We start from the raw sequence: 22898 nt of genomic DNA, 5'->3' as shown, positions 1-22898 counted from the left end.
TAATACGTTGTTACGTTTCTGTTGCTGTCATATTATCAAAATGTTAAGAGATTAAATAACCGTAAATACAGCATTTCGTTTTGTTTTATATTTACATTTACACTCGCAAATCGCTTAAACTTCGATATGAAAAAAAAGGACATTAAGATCTTGTTGGTTGATGATGAGGCAGATATATTGGAAATTGTAGGCTATAACCTGTCGCAGGAAGGCTACCAGATCAGCACCGCCAGTAATGGTCGTGAGGCTGTGGCCAAAGCCAAAAAAGAACTGCCCCATTTAATTATCATGGATGTCATGATGCCGGAAATGGACGGTATGGAAGCTACGGAAATTATCCGCAAAACACCTGAGACTGCCCATACGATAATCACATTCCTGACCGCGAGAAGCGAAGATTATTCGCAGGTTGCCGGGTTCGATGCCGGTGCCGACGATTACATCACAAAACCGATCAAGCCGAAATTGCTGGTCAGTAAAGTAAAGGCCTTATTAAGAAGGCTGAAGGACGAAGACCGCAATTCTGAAACCCTCAACGTGGGAGGGATCGAAATCAACCGCGAAGAATACAAGATTATTAAGGACGATCTTGAAATCGTTTTGCCTAGGAAAGAATTTGAACTCTTTTATTTACTGGCTTCCAAACCCGGAAAAGTATTCAAGCGCGAGGAAATCCTGGACAAGGTCTGGGGCAATGAAGTCATCGTAGGCGGGCGTACCATCGATGTGCACATCCGCAAGCTCCGCGAGAAGATAGGTGATGATTTTTTCAAGACTATTAAAGGAGTAGGCTACAAATTTGAAGTTTAACGTTTCAGCGGTGCCAAAAACTTTGCAACTTTGTAACTTTGGTACTTTGCCACTTCAAAAATGAGTTTAAATTTTAAGAAAACATACAAGTTTGCCGTCAAATCGGCATTATACGTCACGTTGTTTGCTACAGGATTTGCAGCGATATTGGCGTATTTCTTTTTTAAGCAACATCGAAGCGACCTGATTGCTTTTTGCCTTGTTTTCGCATTTTCACTTTACATTTTCGCATTTTTCGTAATCCAGTACCGGGTGGAAGTTTTCATTTACCGAAGGGTAAAAAAAATCTATGATGACGTGTCTTTCCTTGAGTCGAGTACCTTCCGGAAGCAATCGATCAGTACCGATATGGCTACGCTGACGCGCGAAGTCAAGAAGTTCGCCACCGATAAGAAGATGGAAATCGAGACACTCAAAGTGCGTGAGGAATACCGCCGTGAATTTCTCGGCAATGTTTCGCACGAATTGAAAACACCCCTTTTTACCGTGCAGGGGTATCTTTCGACGTTGCTTGACGGGGCCATGGACGATAAAAATATCCGTAAGAAATACCTGCAGCGCGCTGAAAAAGGGGTGGAGCGATTGATTTTCATCGTCCAGGATCTCGACATGATTACCAAATTGGAATCGGGTAACCTGAACCTGAACATGACCGAATTCAACATTGTCGAAGTGGTACAGAATGTTTTTGATCTCCTTGAGATGAAAGCCGAAAAGAAAAACATCATCCTTTCCTTTGACAACAAATACCCTAAAGCAATAAAAGTCATCGCCGACCGCGAAAAGATCCAGCAAGTCGTGATGAATTTGATCGTTAATGCGATAAAGTATGGAAAACAGGATGGTTCTGTCGAAGTCGGGATTGAGGATTTAGTCAACAATAAAGTCATCGTCCGTGTGAATGATAATGGTGAAGGCATAGAAAAGCAGCACATTCCGAGGTTATTCGAACGATTTTACCGCGTCGATAAAAGCGGTGCCAGGGCGGAAGGCGGCTCCGGGCTCGGATTATCCATCGTGAAGCACATCATCGAGGCGCATGATGAAAATATTTATATCGAAAGCCAGTTCGGCATCGGGTCTGAATTTTCATTCACGCTCGAAAAGTCCGAATAACTGTTTCCAGCTGTTCTTATTTTCACACGGTTTCAGTCCGCGGTATAAGTTGGCTTCGACTACATTTTCAATCCTGAAATCCTGTTGTTTAGCGTACGGTACCAACCCTTCTTTTTTGAGTTTTTTCGCAAGATATTCCTGTTCGTATTGCCCGGGAGTGGGGATGAAGAATGCCTTCTTTGATAAAAAGGACAGGTCCATGATCGTTGTATATCCCGAGCGGCAAAGGACGATCTCGCTCTCATTGAAGGTCTTTTCCAACTCTTCCGAAGTCATGAAATTATAGAAAGTGACATTTGAATATTCCAGTATTTTCTGCTCTGGTTCCACTTTTCCCTTAATGAAGACCACTTTGCCGTCAAAACGCTGCACTTCGTCAAAAAGTTTTTCCTCCAAAAAAGTACGTTGCGGTTCAGGCCCCGAAAGGATGACCATCAAGTCGTATTTCTTTGGCAAGGCCAGTTTTTTCAACCGGCTCAAGGCACCTATATATTTCACCCTGAAATCAGGATTGTCCAAATGCCCGAGTTTTCCGCTTAAATTCGGGCTTTTCTGGAAATCGGGCACCCAGCATTCGTCAAATTTCTTAATCGCGGCCTGGTGCAGCTTGCTCGTCAGCCATGAGGTATTCCCCGTGAGCACATTCAATTGGTGCGTAATGAAAACCGACGGTACTTTTTTGCTGAAAACCCCAAGCCTGTTGTCCGAGATAATGCCATAAAGGTCGTATTGCTTCACCCATTTCTTTACGATTTTCTTTTCCTGCAGTACCGCTTCGATCATCGTGGGCATGTTCTTGAGCATTTTCCACTTAAAATGGTTGCCGTTTTTGGCATATTCAATTTCGTATGAAGGCAATTCGAGGCAGGTTACATCAGTAAACTCTTTTTTAAGCATAGCCAATGCGCTGCCATCTGAAGCAATAATGGGATGGAAACCGTTTTGCTGTAACGCCTTAATTATCGGGATGCATCTTGTGGCGTGGCCGAGCCCCCAATTCAGCGGGGCGACAAGGATATTTCGGGTGTGGGTTTCCAAGGTTGAATGATTTTTGAAAAGCGCAAGGTAAAACGAATTGGGTTCTTGTATATTTCCTTAATTTTACCAAATAATTAAAGCAACGTTGTGGGAAGTAAAAATAAGTTAAAAAGGTTCAGGGAAAATGAAAGTTTCGAAAATGTTTTCCAGCCGACAAGGGAAGAAGTGGTCAGTGACAGCTTTCCGTTAAAAGGAAAATGGAATACTGATTTCTTCAAAAATGTGCATCCTATAGTTTTGGAACTCGGTTGTGGCAAAGGCGAATATTCCGTCGGGCTGGCTGAAAAATATCCGCAGAAAAATTTCATCGGTATTGATATTAAAGGCGCACGTTTCTGGCGTGGAGCCAAAACAGCCATTGAAAGCGGGCACAATAATGTGGCGTTCGTACGCACGCAAATCGAACTCATCAACCATATTTTTGGCGAAAAAGAAGTCGATGAAATCTGGATCACGTTCCCAGACCCGCAAATCAAGTACAAACGAACCAAGCATCGCATGACCAATTCGGAATTCCTGAAATTATACAAAGGCATCCTGAAGCCGGACGGCATCATGAATTTAAAGACCGACTCCGAGTTCATGCACGGCTACACCCTCGGGTTGCTGCACGGCGAAGGCCACGAAGTGCTGTATGCGAACCACAATGTATACAACAACCACGGTGCGCCCGAGGAAGTTACTGGTATTCAGACGTTTTATGAAAAACAATATTTGGAAATTAACAAAGCAATTACGTATATTCGGTTCAAAATAAAGTAATGGGTTATTCGCTGCCTTTGTTCCTCGGATTCCTTACAGCTTCCTTCGGCATCACGCCGCCGGGGCTGATCAATATGACGGCGGCGAAAGTGAGCCTCAACGAAGGCCGCAACCGGGCTTTGATTTTCGCGCTTGGCGCCACCCTTGTAGTTTTGGTACAAACGTTCATCGGCGTCATTTTCGCAAGATTCATCGACGAAAATCCGTATATCGTGATCATGCTGCGCGAAGCCGGGCTCATTGTTTTCACGATACTGACCATTTACTTTTTCTTTTTCGCCAAAAAGCCCAAAGAGGCCCAGGAAGAAAGTAAGCTGCACAGTAAAAAAAGCCGTTTTTTTCTCGGCATGCTGCTTTCAGCGCTAAATTTCTTCCCGATTCCGTTTTACGTTTTCATCAGCGTAACCTTGGCATCATATCATTATTTTGTTTTTGAATTGCCGTTCATTTATACGTTTGTTGTCGGATCAGGATTGGGCGCTTTCTTTGCCTTTTACTGTTACATTGCCTTTTTTAAGAAAATGGAATCCCGCACGGCATTCATACTGCACAACATGAACTATATTATTGGTTCGGTTACGGGACTGATTTCGATTATCACTTTGGTCAACGTCCTTCTCTATTACCTTAATTAATGGCCGCGGACGATAATTTTTTTGACAAAGTCTATGCCGTCGCCAGGCAGATCCCGTACGGGAAAGTGACCTCGTATGGCGCCATCGCAAAGGCCATCGGCAGCGGGCGTTCCGCCCGGATGGTGGGCTGGGCGATGAACAATTGCCCTGAGGATGTGCCGGCACATCGCGTGGTAAACCGTGTTGGCCTGCTTACCGGAAAACATCATTTTGACGGGACGAATCTCATGCAGCAGCTTTTGGAAAGTGAAGGCGTTGAAGTCGAGGATAACCAGATTGTTGATTTTGAGAAATATTTGTGGAAACCTGAGGTGCAGTAGGCAGTTGCAATATACAGTGTGGAGATGAGAAAGTTACTCTTCCTTTTCATGGTTTTGGTGTTTTTCTCCTGTCAAAAAAAAAAGGGGGATCATTTACCACGACTGATAACTCCAAAAATATATAAGGCCACTGCGATCAATTCCAAAATAATGCTTCGCAGCGATCCGCAATTTTTGAATGCCAACTTTACAGGTGACACCGCCATGGCAAGCCGATATTCTGAACGTGAAATCGGCATCCGGAATTTTCCGTGGGATACGGTTTTGCCAAGGTATGACCTAAAGGTTATTATCGATACGACCTACCATTTGTTCGTCAAAGGATACGTGTATGAACGGATGCCTTTCCCATTCCGAATTCCGTGGGACACGAGGCCATTCGACGGCAAGGCTGCAGCACCCTTGATCAAAGCTTATTTTGAACGCGAGAAATTCCAAAAGCAAAAATACATTTCGTCTTATCCGGTCTTGATCTTCAACCCGTCGCAGCAGACAGCTTACGTCAGCGAGGGAAATTTTATGCATTTCCAAATGATACAGGAAGCGCTTGATAGTGATGGCAAATGGAAGCCCATTGATTTTCAATGGTCAGATGATGGTGGTGGCTGCATACCAATAAATTTGCATTACAAGCTATTACCCAGACATTACATTGGAGCTTCGGTCATTAAATACTCAGGAGATTTTAAAACCAAAATCAGGGTTAAGATGAAAAGCGGAAATGATGTATACTATTCCAATGAAATCACCGGACATATCAACCATTCGCAATTCAATCAGGATTTTATCGGCTCCTATCTGGAGAATAGAACAAGACCCGATGCTGAATATTTTGAATTTCATAAAGCGCGTATGTTCCTTAATAATCTCCCGCAGAAATGCAATAAGCCATAGACAAATCCAATCCAATTCCTTTACAATCACAACTTTTCCAACTATCTTTGCAATCTGAATTTAGTCTTAATAAGACAGCAAAAACTATGAAACTAGACAGGAAAGAAATCCTCAAAGCCCTTGAAACCATTACGGTGGCGGGTGAAGGTAAAAATATGGTCGAAAGCGGTGCCATTGCAAACGTACTCACTTTCGGCGATGAGGTTGTCGTCGATGTCGTACTGCACGCTCCGGCGATGCATATCAAAAAACGCGCTGAAGACGACATCCGTAAAACGATACTCGAGAAAATATCTGCGGAAGCGAAAATAAAAATCAACATCAAGGTCGAAGCTCCTGAAAAAGCGGAAGGCAACGAAATTAAAGGCAAAGCCATTCCCGGGATCAGCAATATCATTGCGGTGGCCTCAGGAAAGGGCGGTGTGGGGAAATCGACTGTCACGGCGAATTTAGCGGTGACTTTAGCCAATATGGGTTTTAAAGTCGGCGTGCTCGATGCCGATATTTACGGACCTTCGATGCCGATCATGTTCGATGTCGAATCCGCAAAACCGGTTTCAGTCACCGTTGACGGCAAATCCAAAATGAAACCGATTGAAAGTTATGGTGTAAAAATCCTTTCCATCGGATTCTTCACCGCACCAAGCCAGGCCGTAATATGGCGCGGGCCTATGGCTTCAAAAGCCCTGAACCAGATGATTTTTGATGCTGATTGGGGTGAACTCGACTTCATGCTGATCGATCTTCCGCCGGGAACCGGAGACATCCACTTGTCGATCATGCAATCGCTGCCGATTACCGGAGCCGTTGTCGTGAGCACACCGCAGGCAGTAGCTTTGGCCGACGCTAAAAAAGGGGTTTCCATGTTCCTTTCAGACAGCATCAAAGTGCCTGTTTTGGGCATTATTGAAAATATGGCCTATTTCACACCGGAAGAACTGCCAGACAATAAATATTATATTTTCGGGCAGGAAGGTGCGAAAAACCTTGCAGAAGATTTAAGCGTACCGTTCCTTGGTGAAGTGCCACTTGTACAGTCTATCCGCGAAGCCGGGGATTACGGCAGGCCGGGCGCATTGCAAACCGCCTCGGTGGTCGAAACCATTTTCGAGGAAATCACCCGGAATGTCGTCCAGGAAACAGTAAACCGCAACGAAAACCTTCCCGCAACCGAAGCCATTAAGATTACGACGATGGCGGGATGTTCGGCAGTGAAAAAATAGATTGTAGGACTATAAGATTCTAAGACAAACGTGTAGTCTTACGGTCTTAAAATCTTACGATCCAAATAAAATTAGAAATAATGACAACAGAAGAACTTACCCTAACCGTCGAAAAAGCCCTTGAAGAAATCCGTCCGTTCCTGAATTCAGATGGCGGCGACATCAAGCTCATCGGTATCGAAGACGACAAACACGTCACCGTGCGCCTTGAAGGAGCCTGTACCGCGTGCAGCGTCAACCAAATGACTTTGAAGGCCGGTGTAGAAACAACCATCAAGAAATTCGCGCCGCAGATCGAGACGGTAAGGAATATAGCTTAATTAATTCGGGCGTTGCCTCCGGCCGGGCTTTTTGTTGCAATCTTTTTGCATTCCGCTGCGCTTCATGAAGATTTTCCTTCGCTGCGCTACGGATAATCCAAAAAGGATTTCCACTTCAATCCCTAACGCAAAACCAGTCCAAAGTCGAAAGCCGGTCCTCTTTCAGCTTTCGACTTTCAACTTTCAACTAAAATGATTAAAACAGACATACTCATCATAGGAGCAGGCCCTACGGGACTTTTTGCCGTATTCGAAGCGGGACTGCTTAAACTCCACTGCCATATCATCGATGCGTTGCCGCAACCCGGCGGGCAACTCGCTGAACTGTATCCGAAAAAGCCGATTTTCGACATTCCCGGTTTCCCGGAAGTGTTGGCGGGCGATCTGGTTGATAACCTTATGGAACAGATCAAGCAGTTCCAACCCGGATTTACTTTGGGTGAACGCGCCGAAACAATAGAAAAACTCGAAGACGGCACTTTTATCGTCACGACCGACAAAGGCAAAAAGCACCACGCCAATGCCGTAGCCATTGCAGGTGGGCTCGGAAGTTTCGAACCGAGGAAACCTTTGATTGAAGACATCGAGTTTTACGAAGACAAAGGCGTGAGATACTTCATCAAGAATCCGGAAAAATTCCGTGACAAGCGTGTCGTGATTGCAGGTGGCGGCGACTCTGCATTGGATTGGAGTATTTTCCTGTCCAATATCGCTTCGGAAGTAACTTTGATCCACAGAAGGAATGAATTCCGTGGCGCTTTGGATTCTGTCGACAAAGTGCAGGAACTCAAAAATGAAGGAAAAATCAAATTGATTACGCCCGCTGAAGTTACCGGATTACACGGCGCAGAAAGGCTTGAGGCTTTGGATATCGATGAAAATGGTGCACACCGCAAGATTGAAACTGATTATTTTATTCCGCTGTTTGGATTGTCACCAAAACTCGGTCCCATCGCAAACTGGGGATTGGAAATCGAGAAAAATGCGATTAAAGTCGACAACGCTTTGGATTACCAAACCAACATCCCGGGCATTTACGCCATTGGCGATGTCAATATCTATCCTGGAAAACTGAAGCTGATTCTTTGTGGTTTCCATGAAGCGACATTGATGTGCCAAAGCGTGTACCAACGCCTGAATCCTGGCAAGAAATATGTGATGAAATACACCACGGTTTCCGGTGTGGATGGTTTTGACGGAACCCGTAAAGAAGCGGAGAAGGCCGTTGTGAAATCAATTGACTAAATGCAGCTTAATCATCCGAAATTAATTGATCTGCTTAAAAAAGCGTATTCCGCTGAAAAAGCCGCAGCCTTCGCTTACAAGGGGCATGCGGGTTCGGTAAAGGACATTTCAGAGAAGAATGAAATCCGCCAGATTGAACGCGATGAGTGGTTTCACAGGCAAGAAGTGCTGCAGATTATGAATGATTACGGCATAAAAATTTCGGGATGGTATGAATTAAAATTTCATGTCATCGGGAAAGTCATTTCAGGCAGCTGTTATATCATTGGCTGGTTTATGCCTTTTTATTTTGCCGGAAGGCTCGAAAGCGGAAATGTTTGCGAGTACTTTCGGATGAAACAGTATTTCAATTCCCTCGGCATCACGAAATACGACCAGATGCTTTATGATATGGGCATGAAGGAAAAAGAGCATGAAGTTTATTTCCTTGAGAAAATAAAAACCAATAAATTCCTGCCTTATTACGAGAAATATTTTTCATGGGGGAACAACAGTTTCAACAACATCGACCTTGATAAAAAATACCCGGTAGAAAATTCAGATCATTACTGCAAAAAAGAGTAACATGTCAGACATCATCATAAAAATCACCGATCGCGAAGGGCAGGTGCACGAAGTGCAGGCGCCAACAGACATGGCGATGAACATCATGGAATTGTGTAAAGCTTATGAACTCGCACCTGAAGGTACTATCGGTGTTTGCGGCGGAATGGCCATGTGCGCTTCATGCCAATGTTATGTGTTAAATGATGTGGCGCTGCCTGAAAAAAGTGACGAAGAAGATGCGATGCTTTCTGAAGCGTTTTATGTGAAAGACACCAGCCGATTGGGTTGCCAGATCCAGATTACCCGGGAATTAGACGGACTTGAACTGGAACTCGCACCGGAATATTAATTCAGAGGGGCCTAAAAAAGAAAAACCCCGGAAAGGGGAATTCCGAAGTTTTTCTAAATATAAACAAACTACTATAAAAATTATTAACCGTATTTGGGGCGGTTGTCAGTACATATCTGTAAGTATGTTCCTGATTACCTGACAAACATATGGTGGTTTTTTTATTGCTAAAAAAAATATAGGCGAAAACGATTTTTCCTGAGGTTAAATCGATTATTCCAGAATAGATGTGGCTTTCGGCAACAATCGTTCAACGAATTTAGCGTAAGCACTTTGCGAAGGATGGAGGCCATCAGAAGTGACCAATTCCGGGTTGAAAATGCCTTCCCTAGTGATGTCAGTAATGTTCACAAACTGAATCCCGTTTGCCGTAGCATAATTTAAGGCGAAATTATTATACCTATCGATTTCGTAAGAAATCTGTCCCGGATCCCCGGTGCTTTGCCCGAAAGGGGTATAGGCATAATCAGGAATGGAAACGATAATCACATGTTGCTTGTCTCCTTTTGCCAGCATAATGGCAGTATTGACCAATTCCGGAAACTCCTGCTCGTATGTTTCAAAAGGCATTCCCTGGTATTGATTGTTCACGCCGATGAGCAAGGTCACCAAATCATAATCATGTGATGGATTTTGGGCTGCGATGGCATTCTTAAGATTGGTTGTGGTCCAACCCGTCTGCGCTACGATTTTAAGCGTATAATCGGCTTCAATTTGTGTGGACAATGCCGCTTTTAATTGCTCTGGAAAGCGGCAGGTTTCGCAAACGCTTTGACCTATAGTGTAACTGTCGCCTAATGCAAGGTATTTAATCTCACGGGTTTCAGGGTCAGTTGGCAATGGATTTGTTGCTTCATTATTGTCATCATTGCTGTTGCATGAAATAGTAAAGAATAATAGTAAGGATAATGCGCTGTTTGTGATGGCTTTCATGATATGGTTTTAACATATTTACGCATTGCACCCCATTATAGTTTGCAAAAAAAAGCCCTTCAGGTGAAGGGCTTGGGTTTTTTATTTGAATGCTGCAATTCCGGTAATGTCCATTCCGGTAATCAGCAGGTGGATGTCGTGTGTACCCTCATAAGTAATCACCGATTCCAGGTTCATCATATGCCTCATGATCGAATATTCTCCCGTGATTCCCATGCCGCCAAGGATTTGCCTTGCTTCACGCGCAATTTCGATCGCCATGTTCACATTGTTCCTTTTCGCCATCGAAATCTGAGCCGATGTCGCACGGCCTTCATTCCTTAAAACACCCAATCTCCATGTAAGCAATTGCGCTTTCGTGATTTCAGTGATCATTTCAGCCAGTTTTTTCTGCTGTAATTGTGTTCCTGCAATCGGTTTGTCGAACTGTATACGCTCTTTGGCATAACGCAAAGCCGTATCATAACAATCCATCGCCGCGCCGATAGCGCCCCATGCAATACCATAACGGGCTGAATCAAGGCAGCCCAGCGGTGCGCCCAATCCTGACTTGTTTGGCAATAAATTTTCTTTAGGAACTTTAACATTGTCGAAAATCAATTCGCCTGTCGCTGAAGCACGAAGCGACCATTTGTTGTGCGTTTCAGGAGTGGTAAATCCTTCCATGCCGCGCTCTACCACCAATCCGTGGATGCGTCCGGTTTCGTCTTTTGCCCAAACTACAGCAATATTCGCAAACGGGGCATTTGAAATCCACATCTTCGCCCCATTCAAAAGATAATGGTCGCCCATATCCTTGAAATTGGTAATCATGCCGCCGGGATTCGAGCCGTGGTCGGGTTCCGTAAGCCCGAAACAGCCCATGAATTCCCCGGAAGCTAATTTTGGTAAATATTTTTTGCGTTGCTCTTCGTTTCCGTATTTCCAGATCGGGTACATCACCAGCGAAGACTGTACAGAAGCCGTCGAACGTACGCCCGAGTCTCCTCTTTCAATTTCCTGCATGATCAGTCCGTAGGAAATCTGGTCCAGACCGGCGCCGCCATATTCTTCAGGAATGTATGGGCCGAAAGCACCGATATCGGCAAGGCCTTTGATGATTTGGTTCGGGAATTCCGCTTTCTGGGCGTAGTCCTCGATGATTGGCGATACTTCGCGCTTTACCCATTCGCGGGCCGCGTCGCGCACCAATTTATGTTCGTCAGTAAGTAATTCGTCAAGATTGTAATAATCAGGTGCCTGGAAAAGGTCTGGTCTCATTTTTTTTGCATTTTAAATCGGTGCAAAAGTAAGTAAATGGGATTTAGTAATCAACGAAAACGATTGATATTTCAGTTGGGAAGTCAGAAAGTCCGAAAGTCGGAAAGTTGGAAAGAATCTTAAAGTCTTACAGTCTTACAATCTTTTTTGGCAACCACTGCGGGCCGGGCATCGCTGCGCGAGGTATCTTCGCTAAAAAGCTACGCTTTTCACTCGATAATGCTATATCTTTTCCTTCCTTCGTCAGGAAAAGGATGCCGCTTCCATCCCTGTTGCGGACCCTGCTACATATTAAGGTAAAAATCCTTAGTCAACGCAATGTATTCCGGAGTATATTGATGGCGTGCGGTTTCGATAACGAGTTCGTCGGCTGGAAAATTTAGGATTTCAGTTTTTCCAAATGCCATCAGGCTGCGTTTGATTTCAGCATCCGGCGTGCCTTTTACGCGTGTGATTTTTATGGGGAATAAATCATGCTCTTTTGCCAAAGCCACAAATTTATTTTCTTCCTTATGAGGTATGATTACCGAAAAAATCCCTACGTCAGAAAGCAATAACGCTGCAGCTTCAACCAGATCAGAAAAAGGAAGTGCATTGTTTTGCCGTGCCTGGTCGCGCGCATCATTTCCGGACGAAACAGTCTCGCTGTAAAATGGCGGATTGGAAACAATCAAATCATACTCTTCGTCTTCAATTTCCTCCATAAAATCGTCCAGCGAAGCATGGAAACAAAATAAACGGTCGTTCCAAGGCGAGTTTTCGAAATTTTCAACGCATTGCTCAAACGCGTCATTGTCTATTTCAAGCGCTTCAATATATTCTGCAACAGTACGTTGCGCGAGCATCAATGCAATCAATCCGGTTCCGGCACCAATGTCCAATATTGAGAATGGATCGTTGTTAATTGGAGCCCACGCGCCAAGCAACACGCCGTCGGTACCGACTTTCATGGCGGTTTTGTCTTGTTGGATGGAGAATTTCTTGAATTGGAACATAGCGTGTGAATTTCGAAATTCAAAGTTCGTTAATCGCTGTTCAAAACTTCAGAGAAAGAAGAACGAATTTTGAACATGAAATTTTTAATATTGGGTGGAATGCCTAGCCCCGATAGAGCCGATATCCTTGCTGGAGCACCAGCGGAAGCAAGATAAAGGCGAAAGCGGGAAATAGCTCCTGAAAAAATTAAAGATACATTTCAATCAAACCCTCTGGCAAATCCATCACGATTTTGTTATTGGTACGATCGACTTTTACGAGAAATTGATCAATCATCGGAACGAGGATTTCCGTATCACCATTTAATACTTCGAAAAGTGGTTGTGCGCTACTGTCGTTAATGGCAACGATTTTTCCAAAGATGCCAAGACGTTTGTCCTCAATGTCAAACCCGATGACTTCGTGGTAGTAGAATTTGTTGCCCGATAGTTTCGGCAACATCCGCAAAGGAAGGTAAATGCCGCAGTTCATAAGGTCGTCGGCTTCCTCTTCGGTTTTCACATCCTCAAAACGGATGCGCAGGAAGTCGTTTTTATGGAGGGAACTGCTTTCAATAAAAAAAGGAACCAGATGTTTGTCTATTTCAACAAACACTGATTCCAGATTTTCGTATAAGCCGGGTTCGTCGGTATCGAGATACGCCAAGACTTCCCCTTTAAAGCTGAATTTTTTTGCGATCTTACCTAAATAGAAACAATCTTCTTTACGCATGAACGCAGGGTCAAATTAAGCTTGTGCTTCTTCGTTGTTCTCTTCGGCAGCAGGAGCAGCTTGCTCAGTTGTAGCCTCAGCAGCAGGTGCTTCTTCTGTAGCCACTTCAGCCGGAGCTTCAGTTACTTCTTCAGCAGCAGCTTCCACTTCTGGTGCTTCTTCCACTTCAGGTGCATTTGCAGCTTCTTCAGCAGCAATCAGGTCAGCTTCAGCTTGTGCAGCGGCAGCAATACGCTTGGCGTTTACTTCCTGTTCTGCTTTAAATGCTTTTGCTTTAGCATCAGCCTGTGCTTTAGACAAGTTGTCTTTTTTAGCATCAACCTTACCAGTCTTCTCATCCATCCAAGTAGCCAATTTCGCATCAGCCTGTTCTTGCGTAAGGGCTCCTTTACGAACGCCGCCATCAAGGTGGTGCTTCAATAAAGCGCCTTTGTAAGAAAGGATTGCTCTTGCGGTATCGGTTGGCTGTGCTCCATTGTGCAGCCATTGTACGGCGCTGTCAAGGTTCAGTTCGATAGTTGCAGGGTTGGTGTTTGGATTGTAAGTACCGATTTTTTCAAGGTATTTACCATCTCTTTTTGAGCGCGCATCAGCGGCTACTACCCAGTAAAAAGGCTTCCCTTTTTTTCCGTGTCTTTGCAGTCTAATTTTTACAGACATAATCCAGTGATTAAATTGTGGGGTACACGACCCCGGTTAATTAAGGGCGCAAAGATACAAATATTTTTAAACTGTGCTAATATTTGGCTGGTTTTTAGAGGAATTAACTGAAATGAAATAGTTAATATTTAATGAGATGACGAAATATTATAATTTTGTTTAGCATATTTCGTTTTAAAAACTATTTTTGTAACCTAAAAATATTGAATACCCAATCTAAATTATTATTTTGATGAAAAAAATAGTATCTCTGTTGTTGATTTTAGTTGCTTTTTCTTCTTGTGAAACGGATGTAAAGTTCAGCGATCCGGGGCTTCAGGGCAGAAAAGACAATTTAATATGGAGAGCAGATCTTACCACAGCTTCTTTCACAACTACAGATCCCGTTGACCCTAGTATTGGCGAGTTGACCATAACTGCTTATAAGGGGTTGGAGGAAGTTACCCTAAAGATGCCTTTCGTGGTTTCGGCAGGAGTAATGAATAATAATCCATTGGAGTTCAGTTACGGATATGATGCAGCACATCCTGAAAATGATGATGATATTGTGGTGTCTTATTCTTATGAAGATAACGGCGTGACACTGGAGTATATTACAGGTATGGGTTATAATGTAGGAGCGCAGCAAAGAGGCAATGCACAAATCGTAATCACATCATATGATCCTGTTAAAGGAACAATAAGCGGTAACTTTAAATTCAATGCGAAGTATCAGGGCACAAGTGATATTGTTCCGGAGAATGTGAATTTTCAGGAAGGCGCATTTTACAATATCCAAAGGCAGTAATTTTAAATGCCTGTCAAAATATAGCAAACCATCCTGAAAGGGGTGGTTTTTTTTCTAAAAACCAAAGCATTTCGAGATGATTACTCCTCCTGCCCCAGAAAACGAATCCTTAAGGTTAAAAGCGTTAAAGGAATATTCTATTTTAGATACCCTTCCCGAAGAAGAATATGATGACATTACAAAACTGGCATCTCAAATATGTGATACCAACATATCTACGATAAGCCTCATCGACGAAAAGCGGCAATGGTTCAAGTCAAAAGTCGGTCTCGACGCTAATGAAACTTCCCGCGATGCCGCTTTTTGCGCACATGCCATTATCAATCCGCATGAAATTTTTACCGTAAAGGATTCACGGCTCGATGAACGTTTCTATGACAATCCATTGGTAATAGGCGAGCCACATGTTGTATTTTATACCGGTATTCCGCTTGTAAGTCCTGAAGGCCTCGCCTTAGGGACCTTGTGTGTGATTGATGACAAGCCTAAGGAGCTCAATGAAGAGCAATTGAAGGCGTTAAAGGCATTGTCAAACCAGGTGGTAAGCCTTTTTGAGCTCAGGAAAAGCAAGATGCTGCTGGAGAAATTCGCAAAAGACCTTGTCAACCGGAACAAGGAACTTGAAAAATTCGCCCATGTAGCAGCCCATGATATCAAATCGCCTCTGAACAACATCTCGGGACTAAGCCAGATATTGATTGCTGATTACGCTGAAAAACTGGACGATGAGGCAAAGCTCTATCTTTCAATGCTTGACGAATCCTCGAATACCTTGCGGAACCTGGTTGACGGGATTCTTGAATACAGCAGGGGTGATGCCGTATTGGTTGGCAAACGAACGGTGTTCGAATTGCATGAATTGGTCCATGAAACCATTTCATTGCTGGATCCGCAGGAAGATTACGAATTCAAGATTACATTTGAAAATCAAAAGATTTACACCAACAGGACTGCCTTGCAGCAAATCTTATTGAACCTGATTGCAAACAGCATTAAATATAACAATAAGGAAAAAATTTCCATTGCCATTGATTTTGAAGAGGCGGATGAATTTTATCATTTCCGGGTAAAGGATAATGGCAACGGAATCCGTAAGGAAGACCAAAAACGCATTTTTGATATCTTTGAGGTATTGGCTACTGAAGACCGGTTTGGGAAACGCGGGAGCGGCATAGGCCTTTCGACAGTAAAAAAAATGGTTGAAGGATTGGGCGGTACGATCGCTGTGGAATCTGAAATTGGCAAGGGCACGGAATTCTCTTTTACCCTTACAAAATATAATTTTCTGTAAAATACGAAAAAGATTTCTTTTTAAAGTGTTATAAATAAGTAAATAAATAGTGCTGCTCTCAAAATAACGCTTACATTTGTGTGAATTTAATTTAATAGAATAGTATGAATATTTTTGTTGGAAATCTTCCGTTCAGTATTGAGGAAGCAGATTTAAGAGAGTCTTTCGAGGCTTATGGTACAGTAGATTCAGTTAAAATTATCAGCGATAAATTTACCGGAAGAAGCAAAGGATTTGGTTTTGTTGAAATGTCAAATGATGACGAAGGACAAAAAGCAATCGACGAATTGAATGGCGCAACGGTTCAAAGCCGTAATATTGTTGTAAACAAATCAGAGCCAAAGCCGGAAGGTGAAAGAAGAAGTTTCAATAACAACCGTGGCGGTAGCGGCGGTGGCCGTTCAGGCGGTGGTTATGGAGACAACCGTGGCAGCGGTGGTGGTTACAACCGTGGCGGTGGCAGGGACTACTAGTCACTGACAGTAAAGTAATAAAATACTTCAATATATCAACCATCCGGCTTTTAGTCGGATGGTTTTTTTGTTGAAAACTTCCGCTTTCTTTTTAGTCAAAATACGCTATTTTTGAAAATTACGCTTTGCATTTTTCTGCATTCGCAAAGAACTCATATCCAGCTATGTATTTAATTTTTGATACCGAAACAACCGGATTGCCCAAGCGTTGGGATGCTCCCATTACCGATACGTCAAACTGGCCGCGATGCATCCAGATTGCCTGGCAGCTCCATGACGCGATGGGCCGCCTTATCGAACATCAGGATTACCTCATTCAGCCTGAAGGGTTCAATATTCCGTACGATGCGGAACGTATCCACGGAATTTCAACAGAATTGGCGCAACAGCAAGGCGTGCCGCTGGCTGAGGTCCTTCAGAAATTCAATGCCACGCTGTCCAGGGCCAAATTTATTGTCGGCCAGAATATCGGGTTTGATGTTAATATTATGGGGTGTGAATTCCATCGTTTCGGGGTGGATTCCGCAATGGCATCGATGCCCGTTCTGGATACCTGTACTGAAGTCACGGCATCATTGCTGAAACTTCCCGGCGGGCGTGGCGGAAAATTCAAATTGCCAACGTTAACCGAGCTCCACGAATACCTTTTTAGCATACCTTTTTCTGAAGCACACAACGCCACTGCAGATGTTGAGGCCACCACGCGTTGCTTTCTCGAACTGATCCGTCGCCAGATTTTTACCAAAGAAGAGCTCGATGTCCCTGCGGATTATTTTACGGAGTACCAAAGTTTAAATACCGGCGAAATCCAGCTTATCGGGTTAAAGCACATCAACCTCAAAGCCGCTTCGGAAGCCATTCGGGAAAGTTTCAGGAAGACCGAACAAGTGAAAGCCCCCGTCAGCAATTCGGCGAAACAAATTGCAATCGATACTGATTTCGTCCATTTGCATAACCATACACAGTTTTCAGTACTGCAATCTACAATAAGCGTCGCTTCTCTGGTGAAGGCGGCCGTCCAGCATAAAATGCCCGCGGTTGCCATTACAGATCACGCCAATTTGATGGGCGCGTTTCATTTCGTGCGTGATATCTTAAACCACAATAAATCGGCTGAAGCCAAAAATAATGCTGCGATAGAAAACGGCGAGGAACCATCGGAAGTACCAATGAAACCGATTGTGGGCTGCGAATTTTTTGTATGCGAAGACCGGAAAGACAAAAGCCGGAAGGATAATGGTTACCAGATCGTTTTTTTAGCGAAAAACAAAAAGGGCTACCACAACCTGGCCAAACTTTCCTCGATTGCTTACACAGAAGGGTTTTACTATGTGCCGCGTATCGACAAAAGTGCCATTGAGGAATATAAGGAAGACCTGATTGTCCTGTCAGGCAATCTATATGGCGAAATCCCGAATAAGGTTTTAAATGTTGGTGAAAACCAGGCAGAAGAAGCGTTGATTTGGTGGAAAAATCAATTCGGAGAAGATTTTTATATCGAACTGATGCGCCACAATCAGGAAGATGAAAACCGTGTAAACCAGTCGTTGGTGAAATTGGCACAAAAACATGAGGTAAAGCTCGTTGCCACCAATAATATTTTTTACATAGACAAAGCCAATGCCAATGCACACGACATCTTGCTCTGTGTGCGGGACGGTGAAAAACAGGCTACACCAATAGGTCTTGGCCGCGGTTTCCGTTATGGTATGCCGAATCAGGAGTATTATTTCAAGTCGGGTGACGAAATGAAGGCGCTTTTCAATGACCTTCCCGAAGCCATTCACACCATTTCAGAAATCGTCGATAAGATTGAGATTTACTCGCTTGCTCGTGAAGTGTTGCTGCCAAAGTTCGTCATTCCAGATGAATTTATGGTGGCTGAAGATCACACTGATGGTGGAAAGCGCGGCGAAAACAAATACCTGCGTTTCCTTACTTATAAAGGTGCTGAAAGGCGTTATGCCGAAATCACCGAAGCCATTCGGGAACGCATCGATTTCGAATTGCTCACCATTGAAAATTCCGGTTATCCCGGATACTTCCTCATCGTACAGGATTTCATTGCTGAAGCCCGTAATATGGGTGTTTCCGTCGGCCCGGGTCGTGGTTCTGCAGCGGGAGCTGTGGTGGCTTATTGCCTCGGAATTACAAATATTGACCCACTGAAATACAACCTGCTTTTTGAGCGTTTCCTGAATCCGGATCGTGTATCGCTGCCCGATATCGATATCGATTTTGATGATGAAGGACGCAGTAAGGTGATGGATTATGTGATCAGTAAATATGGTTCTAAACAGGTTGCACAGATCATCACTTACGGTACGATGGCTGCAAAATCTGCCATCCGTGATACCGCGCGCGTCCTCGATCTTCCGCTTTTTGAAGCCGACAAAATAGCCAAACTGATTCCGTTTAACCTGAACCTTGCAAAGATTTTCTCGATGGATCAGGCGAAACTCAAATCGTCACTGCGTCCTGAAGATTTTGAAAAAGTCCAGGAATTGATTGCTTTGGCTAAAGCCGACGATATGGGCGGTGAAACACTGCAACAGGCGCAAATCCTGGAAGGGAACCTTCGCAACACCGGAATCCATGCCTGCGGCGTAATCATCACGCCCGATGATATCACGAAATTTGTTCCCGTAGCGACCGCCAAAGATTCGGATTTATATGTAACCCAATTCGATAACTCGGTTGTCGAAAGTGCCGGTTTGCTGAAGATGGACTTCCTCGGTTTAAAAACATTAACGCTGATAAAAGATACTGTTAAACTGGTTAAATACCGCACCGGAAAGGATATCGACCCGGACCAGTTCCCGATTGATGATGTGAAGACATATGAGTTGTTCCAGCGCGGAGAAACAGTAGGGATTTTCCAATACGAAAGCGCCGGAATGCAGAAATACATGAAGGAACTCAAGCCGACTGTTTTTGACGACCTCATTGCGATGAATGCCTTATACCGCCCGGGACCTATCGCTTACATCCCGAGTTTCATCAAAAGGAAAAACGGTGAAGAAGAAATTGTTTATGACCTCGAAGCTTGTGAAGAATTGTTGAAAGATACTTACGGGATTACGGTATATCAGGAGCAGGTAATGCTCCTGTCGCAAAAACTGGCCAATTTCTCTAAAGGTGATGCCGACGTTTTGCGTAAAGCGATGGGAAAAAAACAACGTGACGTCCTTGATAAGATGAAACCAAAATTCATCAACCAGGCGATGGAAAACGGCCATGCGGAAGCCAAACTGGAGAAAATCTGGAAAGACTGGGAAGCTTTTGCCGAATATGCATTTAACAAATCGCATTCGACCTGCTACGCCTGGATTGCTTACCAAACCGCCTATCTAAAGGCGAATTACCCGGCAGAATATATGGCTGCCGTGCTTTCAAACAACATGAGCGATATCAAGCAGGTTTCCTTTTTTATGGAAGAATGCAAGCGGATGGGGCTGCAGGTGCTTGGGCCTGATGTGAACGAATCGTTTTATAAATTTACGGTGAATGAAGATTATGCGGTCCGTTTCGGTATTGGCGCTGTAAAAGGTGTCGGCATGGGTGCGGTACAGACTATTGTAGAAAATCGCAAAACCAGCAAATACAAGTCCATTTTTGATTTGGCGAAACGTGTTGATTTACGCGCAGCGAATAAAAAAGCCTTTGAAAACCTGGCGCTCGCAGGTGGTTTTGATTCCTTTACCGGAACACATCGGGCGCAATATTTTCATGATGAAGGTGACGGAATCACCTTTCTTGAAAAAGCGGTTCGTTATGGTTCGAAATTCCAGGAAAATGAAAACTCCTCTCAGGTGAGTCTTTTCGGGGAAGCCAGCGACGTACAGATTCCCGAACCTGTCGTACCACCATGTGATGATTGGAATACAATGGAAAAGCTCGCGAAGGAAAAGGAGGTCGTTGGGATTTACATTTCCGGGCACCCTTTGGATGATTATAAATTCGAGATGAAATACTTCTGCAGCAATAAACTCGAATCGCTGAAAAACCTTGAAGCGCATGTCAATAAGACTTTAAGCCTTGGTGGAATCATCACCAATGTGCAGCACCGGACCGCCAAAAACGGAAAAGGCTGGGCTTCCTTCGTACTGGAAGGTTATGATGAAAGCTATGAGTTCAGGATTTTCGGCGAAGAATACCTGAAATTCAGGCACTTCCTCATCCAGAACAATTTTACGTTCATCAAAGTGATGGTACGCGAAGGCTGGGCTGATAAGGAAACCGGCAAGAAAGGCGAGCCGAGGTTGCAGTTTATGCTCGTACAATACCTGCAGGATGTGTTGACCGCTTTTGCAAAAAAACTCATTATCAACCTTAATATTGAAGAGCTTAAGGCAGAAACCGTACACCATTTAAGCCATGTTTTCCTGCAAAACAAAGGCGACCATGCCGTAACATTCGAAGTTGAGGAAACCGAAAAAGTAAAAAAAGTGATTACCGCTCCGGAGGTGGCGCTCGACGAGTCCATACTCAGTGAGGATAACGCAGACGTGATCGATGGAGAGGAAATGGAGCTCAGCGTTGCCACAGAAATCGAGGAAACCAGGGTCATTACCAAACTCACGATGCCAAGCCGTAAGCTCAAAGTCAGGATTTCAAACGAATTGCTTCAGGAATTGGAAAAAATGCAGCTTGATTTTAAGCTGAATTAATTTTTAATGCTGATTTTTTTACTGAATGTGCCGTCATTACCGGTGGTGCGGACGATATAAATTCCATCTGCGAAATGGGCGGTCGGTATCTCGTATGATTTTTCTAAATTCGGATTTTTCATGCGGAAAACCAATTTTCCAGCGGTATCAAAGAGTTCAATACTTTCAAGATTGTCCGCATTTTCGTTGGTAATTGACAAAATTTTTCCCTCGTTGGATTGCACAATATGGATTCTTCCTGCTGAAGCAATGGGTGTGCCGGATTGATTTTCAGAATTGGTAAAAGTGATTTCGAAATCGGCGTTATTCGTGCCTGCAGGCAATGTCAGTTCACACAAATCTTTTTGCAGATTATAGTAACGGCCGGTTTTTTTGTCATGTAGGTAAATGTTTTTGGCTTCATTAAAATTTAAAACTGATTTCACAGAAATTTTATATTGTGTTTTTTCCCTGTTTCGAAATCCAAACGGGATTCTGGCTTCTGCATTAAACGGCACTGCGTCAATAACATATTCCTCGTTTTTGTTCAGTATAAAATAAGGAACCGCGGCATAATCAGCTTTGAAGAGCCTGGCATCCATGGCGTGGTCCACGCCGTTTGTGGCTTTTGGATCAAATACCAAGGCCAGCTCCCGTACTTTTTTGTTGTTCATTTCCACTTTAAAGCGGATTTGCGGAATGCCATCGGTGTAGATTTTGCTGTAATCGAAACCTGAAACCGAAGCAATTTTGGTTTCTGTCGGTTGATGATTTGCATTGCGGTCAAATTGCGACAAATTTGCAGCGCCCTCTTTTTTGAAGACACGGTGCGTATTTTTCATTTGCACAATATTTCCCGAGCTGTTTCCTTCAATCATAAATCCTTGAGAAATGGGAGTGAACCTTCTTTCGAAATAGTTGCCGGTGATTTGAATATAAATTTCCACGTTTGGGTATGCCGGGTCCCTTACATAATATTCGGCCGGGACATATACACCGGAACCGCCTCGTGATACCGGTGAAAAGGAACCATATCCGCCGATGTATCCTTCAAGGTTATGCGTGTCTTCAGCATTTTTGTCCTGTTCCCAAAAGTAAGCGATGCCAGTGCAATTCGTCGCGTCGGTAAGGAATGCGGACAGGTCGATTGCGGAAGGATAAGGGTTTCCGGTCAGCGTATACATGCCGTCTTCAACGTAAATGTCGATCGTGCCATCGTTCGGCCTGCCACGGAAATCGTAACGCTGGTGGTTGCCGTCTGGATTGTTCTCTACCCCAAGCACTGCCGTGTGGTCGGTCCCAATGGTACCTTTCATCGTAAAACCTTCCCCGGGCTTCATTTTATCGTCAGCGCTGGCATGGGCATACCCTTCGTAAAATTCCTGCTGGAGGTATTTAAAAATCCAGTAAGATGAAATCCCCAAAGGGTTGGAAACGCCATCCTGCGAATCGTCAATCACCATGGCCTGGGTGCTGTTGGTTTTGGATTGCGGCGCATAAAACTGGTCAATCCAGAAGGAGCCGTTTCCGTTCGGAGTAGCGTAATCACCTACGGGTGCACACCAATAATTGTATTTGTAACCGTCTACGGTGCCTTCCTGGAACAGCGATAATTTCCCGTTGCCGGAGTTACTGCCCGATGAGGATGTGCCCTGCAATAGCTGCGATTCATTCCTTAGGTATAAATTGGAACCAGTGTCGAGTTTAATGTCTTTTTTTACATAAACAAATTTGTCGGCTATATAGATATTGGTATCGTCGCCGACATACAATTGCGAATAAGAAATCACTGTGTATAAAATGCAAACAGAAATTAAGGGGAGGTTTTTTGTTTTCATAATGCAGTTTTTATGTAAAGTAAAATTAACTAAAAATAGCAT

General features: G+C 43.9%; 22 protein-coding genes. 15 read left to right on the top strand and 7 right to left on the bottom strand.

Going from position 1 to position 22898, the window contains the following annotated elements; translation table 11 throughout:
* The first annotated feature begins 126 nt into the window (after nucleotides 1–126).
* Together HYN49_RS02085 and HYN49_RS02080 are read left to right on the top strand one after the other, a co-directional pair.
* Nucleotides 127–810 carry a response regulator transcription factor gene (locus HYN49_RS02085; protein ID WP_108902573.1) on the top strand — a complete coding sequence of 228 codons (684 nt, stop codon included), beginning with the start codon at nucleotides 127–129 and terminating at the stop codon, nucleotides 808–810.
* Nucleotides 811–870: 60 nt separating this feature from the next.
* Nucleotides 871–1926 carry a sensor histidine kinase gene (locus tag HYN49_RS02080; RefSeq protein ID WP_108902572.1) on the top strand — a complete coding sequence of 352 codons (1056 nt, stop codon included), beginning with the start codon at nucleotides 871–873 and terminating at the stop codon, nucleotides 1924–1926.
* Here HYN49_RS02080 and HYN49_RS02075 read toward each other — a convergent pair.
* Nucleotides 1900–2964: a glycosyltransferase gene (locus HYN49_RS02075; RefSeq protein ID WP_108902571.1), complete on the bottom strand. Its 1065-nt coding sequence runs from the start codon at nucleotides 2962–2964 to the stop codon at nucleotides 1900–1902. The two genes, HYN49_RS02080 and HYN49_RS02075, sit on opposite strands and share 27 nt — an antisense overlap.
* An 87-nt stretch (nucleotides 2965–3051) precedes the next feature.
* Here HYN49_RS02075 and trmB point away from each other — a divergent pair, with 87 nt between their 5' ends.
* The 9 genes from trmB (at nucleotide 3052) to HYN49_RS02030 (ending at nucleotide 9258) form a co-directional block, all read left to right on the top strand.
* A complete protein-coding gene (gene trmB, locus HYN49_RS02070) occupies nucleotides 3052–3726 on the top strand; it encodes a tRNA (guanosine(46)-N7)-methyltransferase TrmB (protein WP_108902570.1) in 675 nt (224 codons plus the stop codon).
* Complete coding sequence (locus tag HYN49_RS02065; protein ID WP_108902569.1) at nucleotides 3726–4361, top strand: LysE family transporter; 636 nt, start codon at nucleotides 3726–3728, stop codon at nucleotides 4359–4361. The genes trmB and HYN49_RS02065 overlap by 1 nt, the downstream gene beginning before the upstream one ends.
* A complete protein-coding gene (locus HYN49_RS02060; protein ID WP_108902568.1) occupies nucleotides 4361–4681 on the top strand; it encodes an MGMT family protein in 321 nt (106 codons plus the stop codon). The genes HYN49_RS02065 and HYN49_RS02060 overlap by 1 nt, the downstream gene beginning before the upstream one ends.
* A gap of 150 nt (nucleotides 4682–4831) precedes the next feature.
* Entirely contained in the window at nucleotides 4832–5575 is a 744-nt protein-coding gene (locus HYN49_RS02055; protein ID WP_146185032.1) for a hypothetical protein, read from the top strand.
* An 86-nt stretch (nucleotides 5576–5661) separates the two neighbouring features.
* Nucleotides 5662–6798: an Mrp/NBP35 family ATP-binding protein gene (locus tag HYN49_RS02050; RefSeq protein ID WP_108902566.1), complete on the top strand. Its 1137-nt coding sequence runs from the start codon at nucleotides 5662–5664 to the stop codon at nucleotides 6796–6798.
* A gap of 80 nt (nucleotides 6799–6878) precedes the next feature.
* A complete protein-coding gene (locus HYN49_RS02045) occupies nucleotides 6879–7118 on the top strand; it encodes a NifU family protein (RefSeq protein WP_108902565.1) in 240 nt (79 codons plus the stop codon).
* A 192-nt stretch (nucleotides 7119–7310) separates the two neighbouring features.
* On the top strand, nucleotides 7311–8363 hold the full coding sequence (locus HYN49_RS02040) for an NAD(P)/FAD-dependent oxidoreductase (protein WP_108902564.1): 1053 nt from the start codon (nucleotides 7311–7313) through the stop codon (nucleotides 8361–8363).
* Entirely contained in the window at nucleotides 8364–8927 is a 564-nt protein-coding gene (locus HYN49_RS02035; protein WP_108902563.1) for a ferritin-like domain-containing protein, read from the top strand.
* 1 nt (nucleotide 8928) lies between these two features.
* Complete coding sequence (locus HYN49_RS02030) at nucleotides 8929–9258, top strand: 2Fe-2S iron-sulfur cluster-binding family protein (RefSeq protein WP_108902562.1); 330 nt, start codon at nucleotides 8929–8931, stop codon at nucleotides 9256–9258.
* A 213-nt stretch (nucleotides 9259–9471) separates the two neighbouring features.
* Here HYN49_RS02030 and HYN49_RS02025 read toward each other — a convergent pair whose 3' ends face one another.
* The 5 genes from HYN49_RS02025 to HYN49_RS02005 all read right to left on the bottom strand — a co-directional run bounded on the left by HYN49_RS02025 (nucleotide 9472) and on the right by HYN49_RS02005 (nucleotide 13818).
* A complete protein-coding gene (locus tag HYN49_RS02025) occupies nucleotides 9472–10191 on the bottom strand; it encodes an SGNH/GDSL hydrolase family protein (RefSeq protein ID WP_108902561.1) in 720 nt (239 codons plus the stop codon).
* A gap of 81 nt (nucleotides 10192–10272) precedes the next feature.
* Entirely contained in the window at nucleotides 10273–11451 is a 1179-nt protein-coding gene (locus tag HYN49_RS02020; RefSeq protein ID WP_108902560.1) for an acyl-CoA dehydrogenase family protein, read from the bottom strand.
* 284 nt (nucleotides 11452–11735) lie between these two features.
* A complete protein-coding gene (locus HYN49_RS02015; RefSeq protein ID WP_108902559.1) occupies nucleotides 11736–12446 on the bottom strand; it encodes a tRNA1(Val) (adenine(37)-N6)-methyltransferase in 711 nt (236 codons plus the stop codon).
* A 187-nt stretch (nucleotides 12447–12633) separates the two neighbouring features.
* The gene (rimM, locus tag HYN49_RS02010) at nucleotides 12634–13158 is read right to left on the bottom strand and encodes a ribosome maturation factor RimM (protein WP_108902558.1); all 525 of its coding nucleotides are present in this window, start codon (nucleotides 13156–13158) and stop codon (nucleotides 12634–12636) included.
* 15 nt (nucleotides 13159–13173) lie between these two features.
* Nucleotides 13174–13818: a 30S ribosomal protein S16 gene (locus tag HYN49_RS02005; RefSeq protein ID WP_108902557.1), complete on the bottom strand. Its 645-nt coding sequence runs from the start codon at nucleotides 13816–13818 to the stop codon at nucleotides 13174–13176.
* A gap of 232 nt (nucleotides 13819–14050) precedes the next feature.
* Between HYN49_RS02005 and HYN49_RS02000 the strand changes: the two genes are divergently transcribed.
* The 4 genes from HYN49_RS02000 to dnaE all read left to right on the top strand — a co-directional run bounded on the left by HYN49_RS02000 (nucleotide 14051) and on the right by dnaE (nucleotide 21039).
* Nucleotides 14051–14605: a DUF6252 family protein gene (locus HYN49_RS02000; protein ID WP_108902556.1), complete on the top strand. Its 555-nt coding sequence runs from the start codon at nucleotides 14051–14053 to the stop codon at nucleotides 14603–14605.
* A gap of 76 nt (nucleotides 14606–14681) precedes the next feature.
* A complete protein-coding gene (locus HYN49_RS01995) occupies nucleotides 14682–15896 on the top strand; it encodes a sensor histidine kinase (protein WP_108902555.1) in 1215 nt (404 codons plus the stop codon).
* Between the two features lie 104 nt (nucleotides 15897–16000).
* The gene (locus tag HYN49_RS01990) at nucleotides 16001–16369 is read left to right on the top strand and encodes an RNA recognition motif domain-containing protein (protein WP_108902554.1); all 369 of its coding nucleotides are present in this window, start codon (nucleotides 16001–16003) and stop codon (nucleotides 16367–16369) included.
* Nucleotides 16370–16533: 164 nt separating this feature from the next.
* Nucleotides 16534–21039 carry a DNA polymerase III subunit alpha gene (gene dnaE, locus HYN49_RS01985; RefSeq protein WP_108902553.1) on the top strand — a complete coding sequence of 1502 codons (4506 nt, stop codon included), beginning with the start codon at nucleotides 16534–16536 and terminating at the stop codon, nucleotides 21037–21039.
* On the opposite strand, the gene HYN49_RS01980 is transcribed toward dnaE, so the two are convergent.
* The gene (locus HYN49_RS01980; RefSeq protein ID WP_181368992.1) at nucleotides 21036–22856 is read right to left on the bottom strand and encodes a T9SS type A sorting domain-containing protein; all 1821 of its coding nucleotides are present in this window, start codon (nucleotides 22854–22856) and stop codon (nucleotides 21036–21038) included. The two genes, dnaE and HYN49_RS01980, sit on opposite strands and share 4 nt — an antisense overlap.
* Nucleotides 22857–22898: the final 42 nt, after the last annotated feature.

This window comes from Flavobacterium pallidum (assembly GCF_003097535.1).
Classification (GTDB): domain Bacteria; phylum Bacteroidota; class Bacteroidia; order Flavobacteriales; family Flavobacteriaceae; genus Flavobacterium; species Flavobacterium pallidum.
This window is presented reverse-complemented; position numbering and strand designations above follow the sequence as displayed.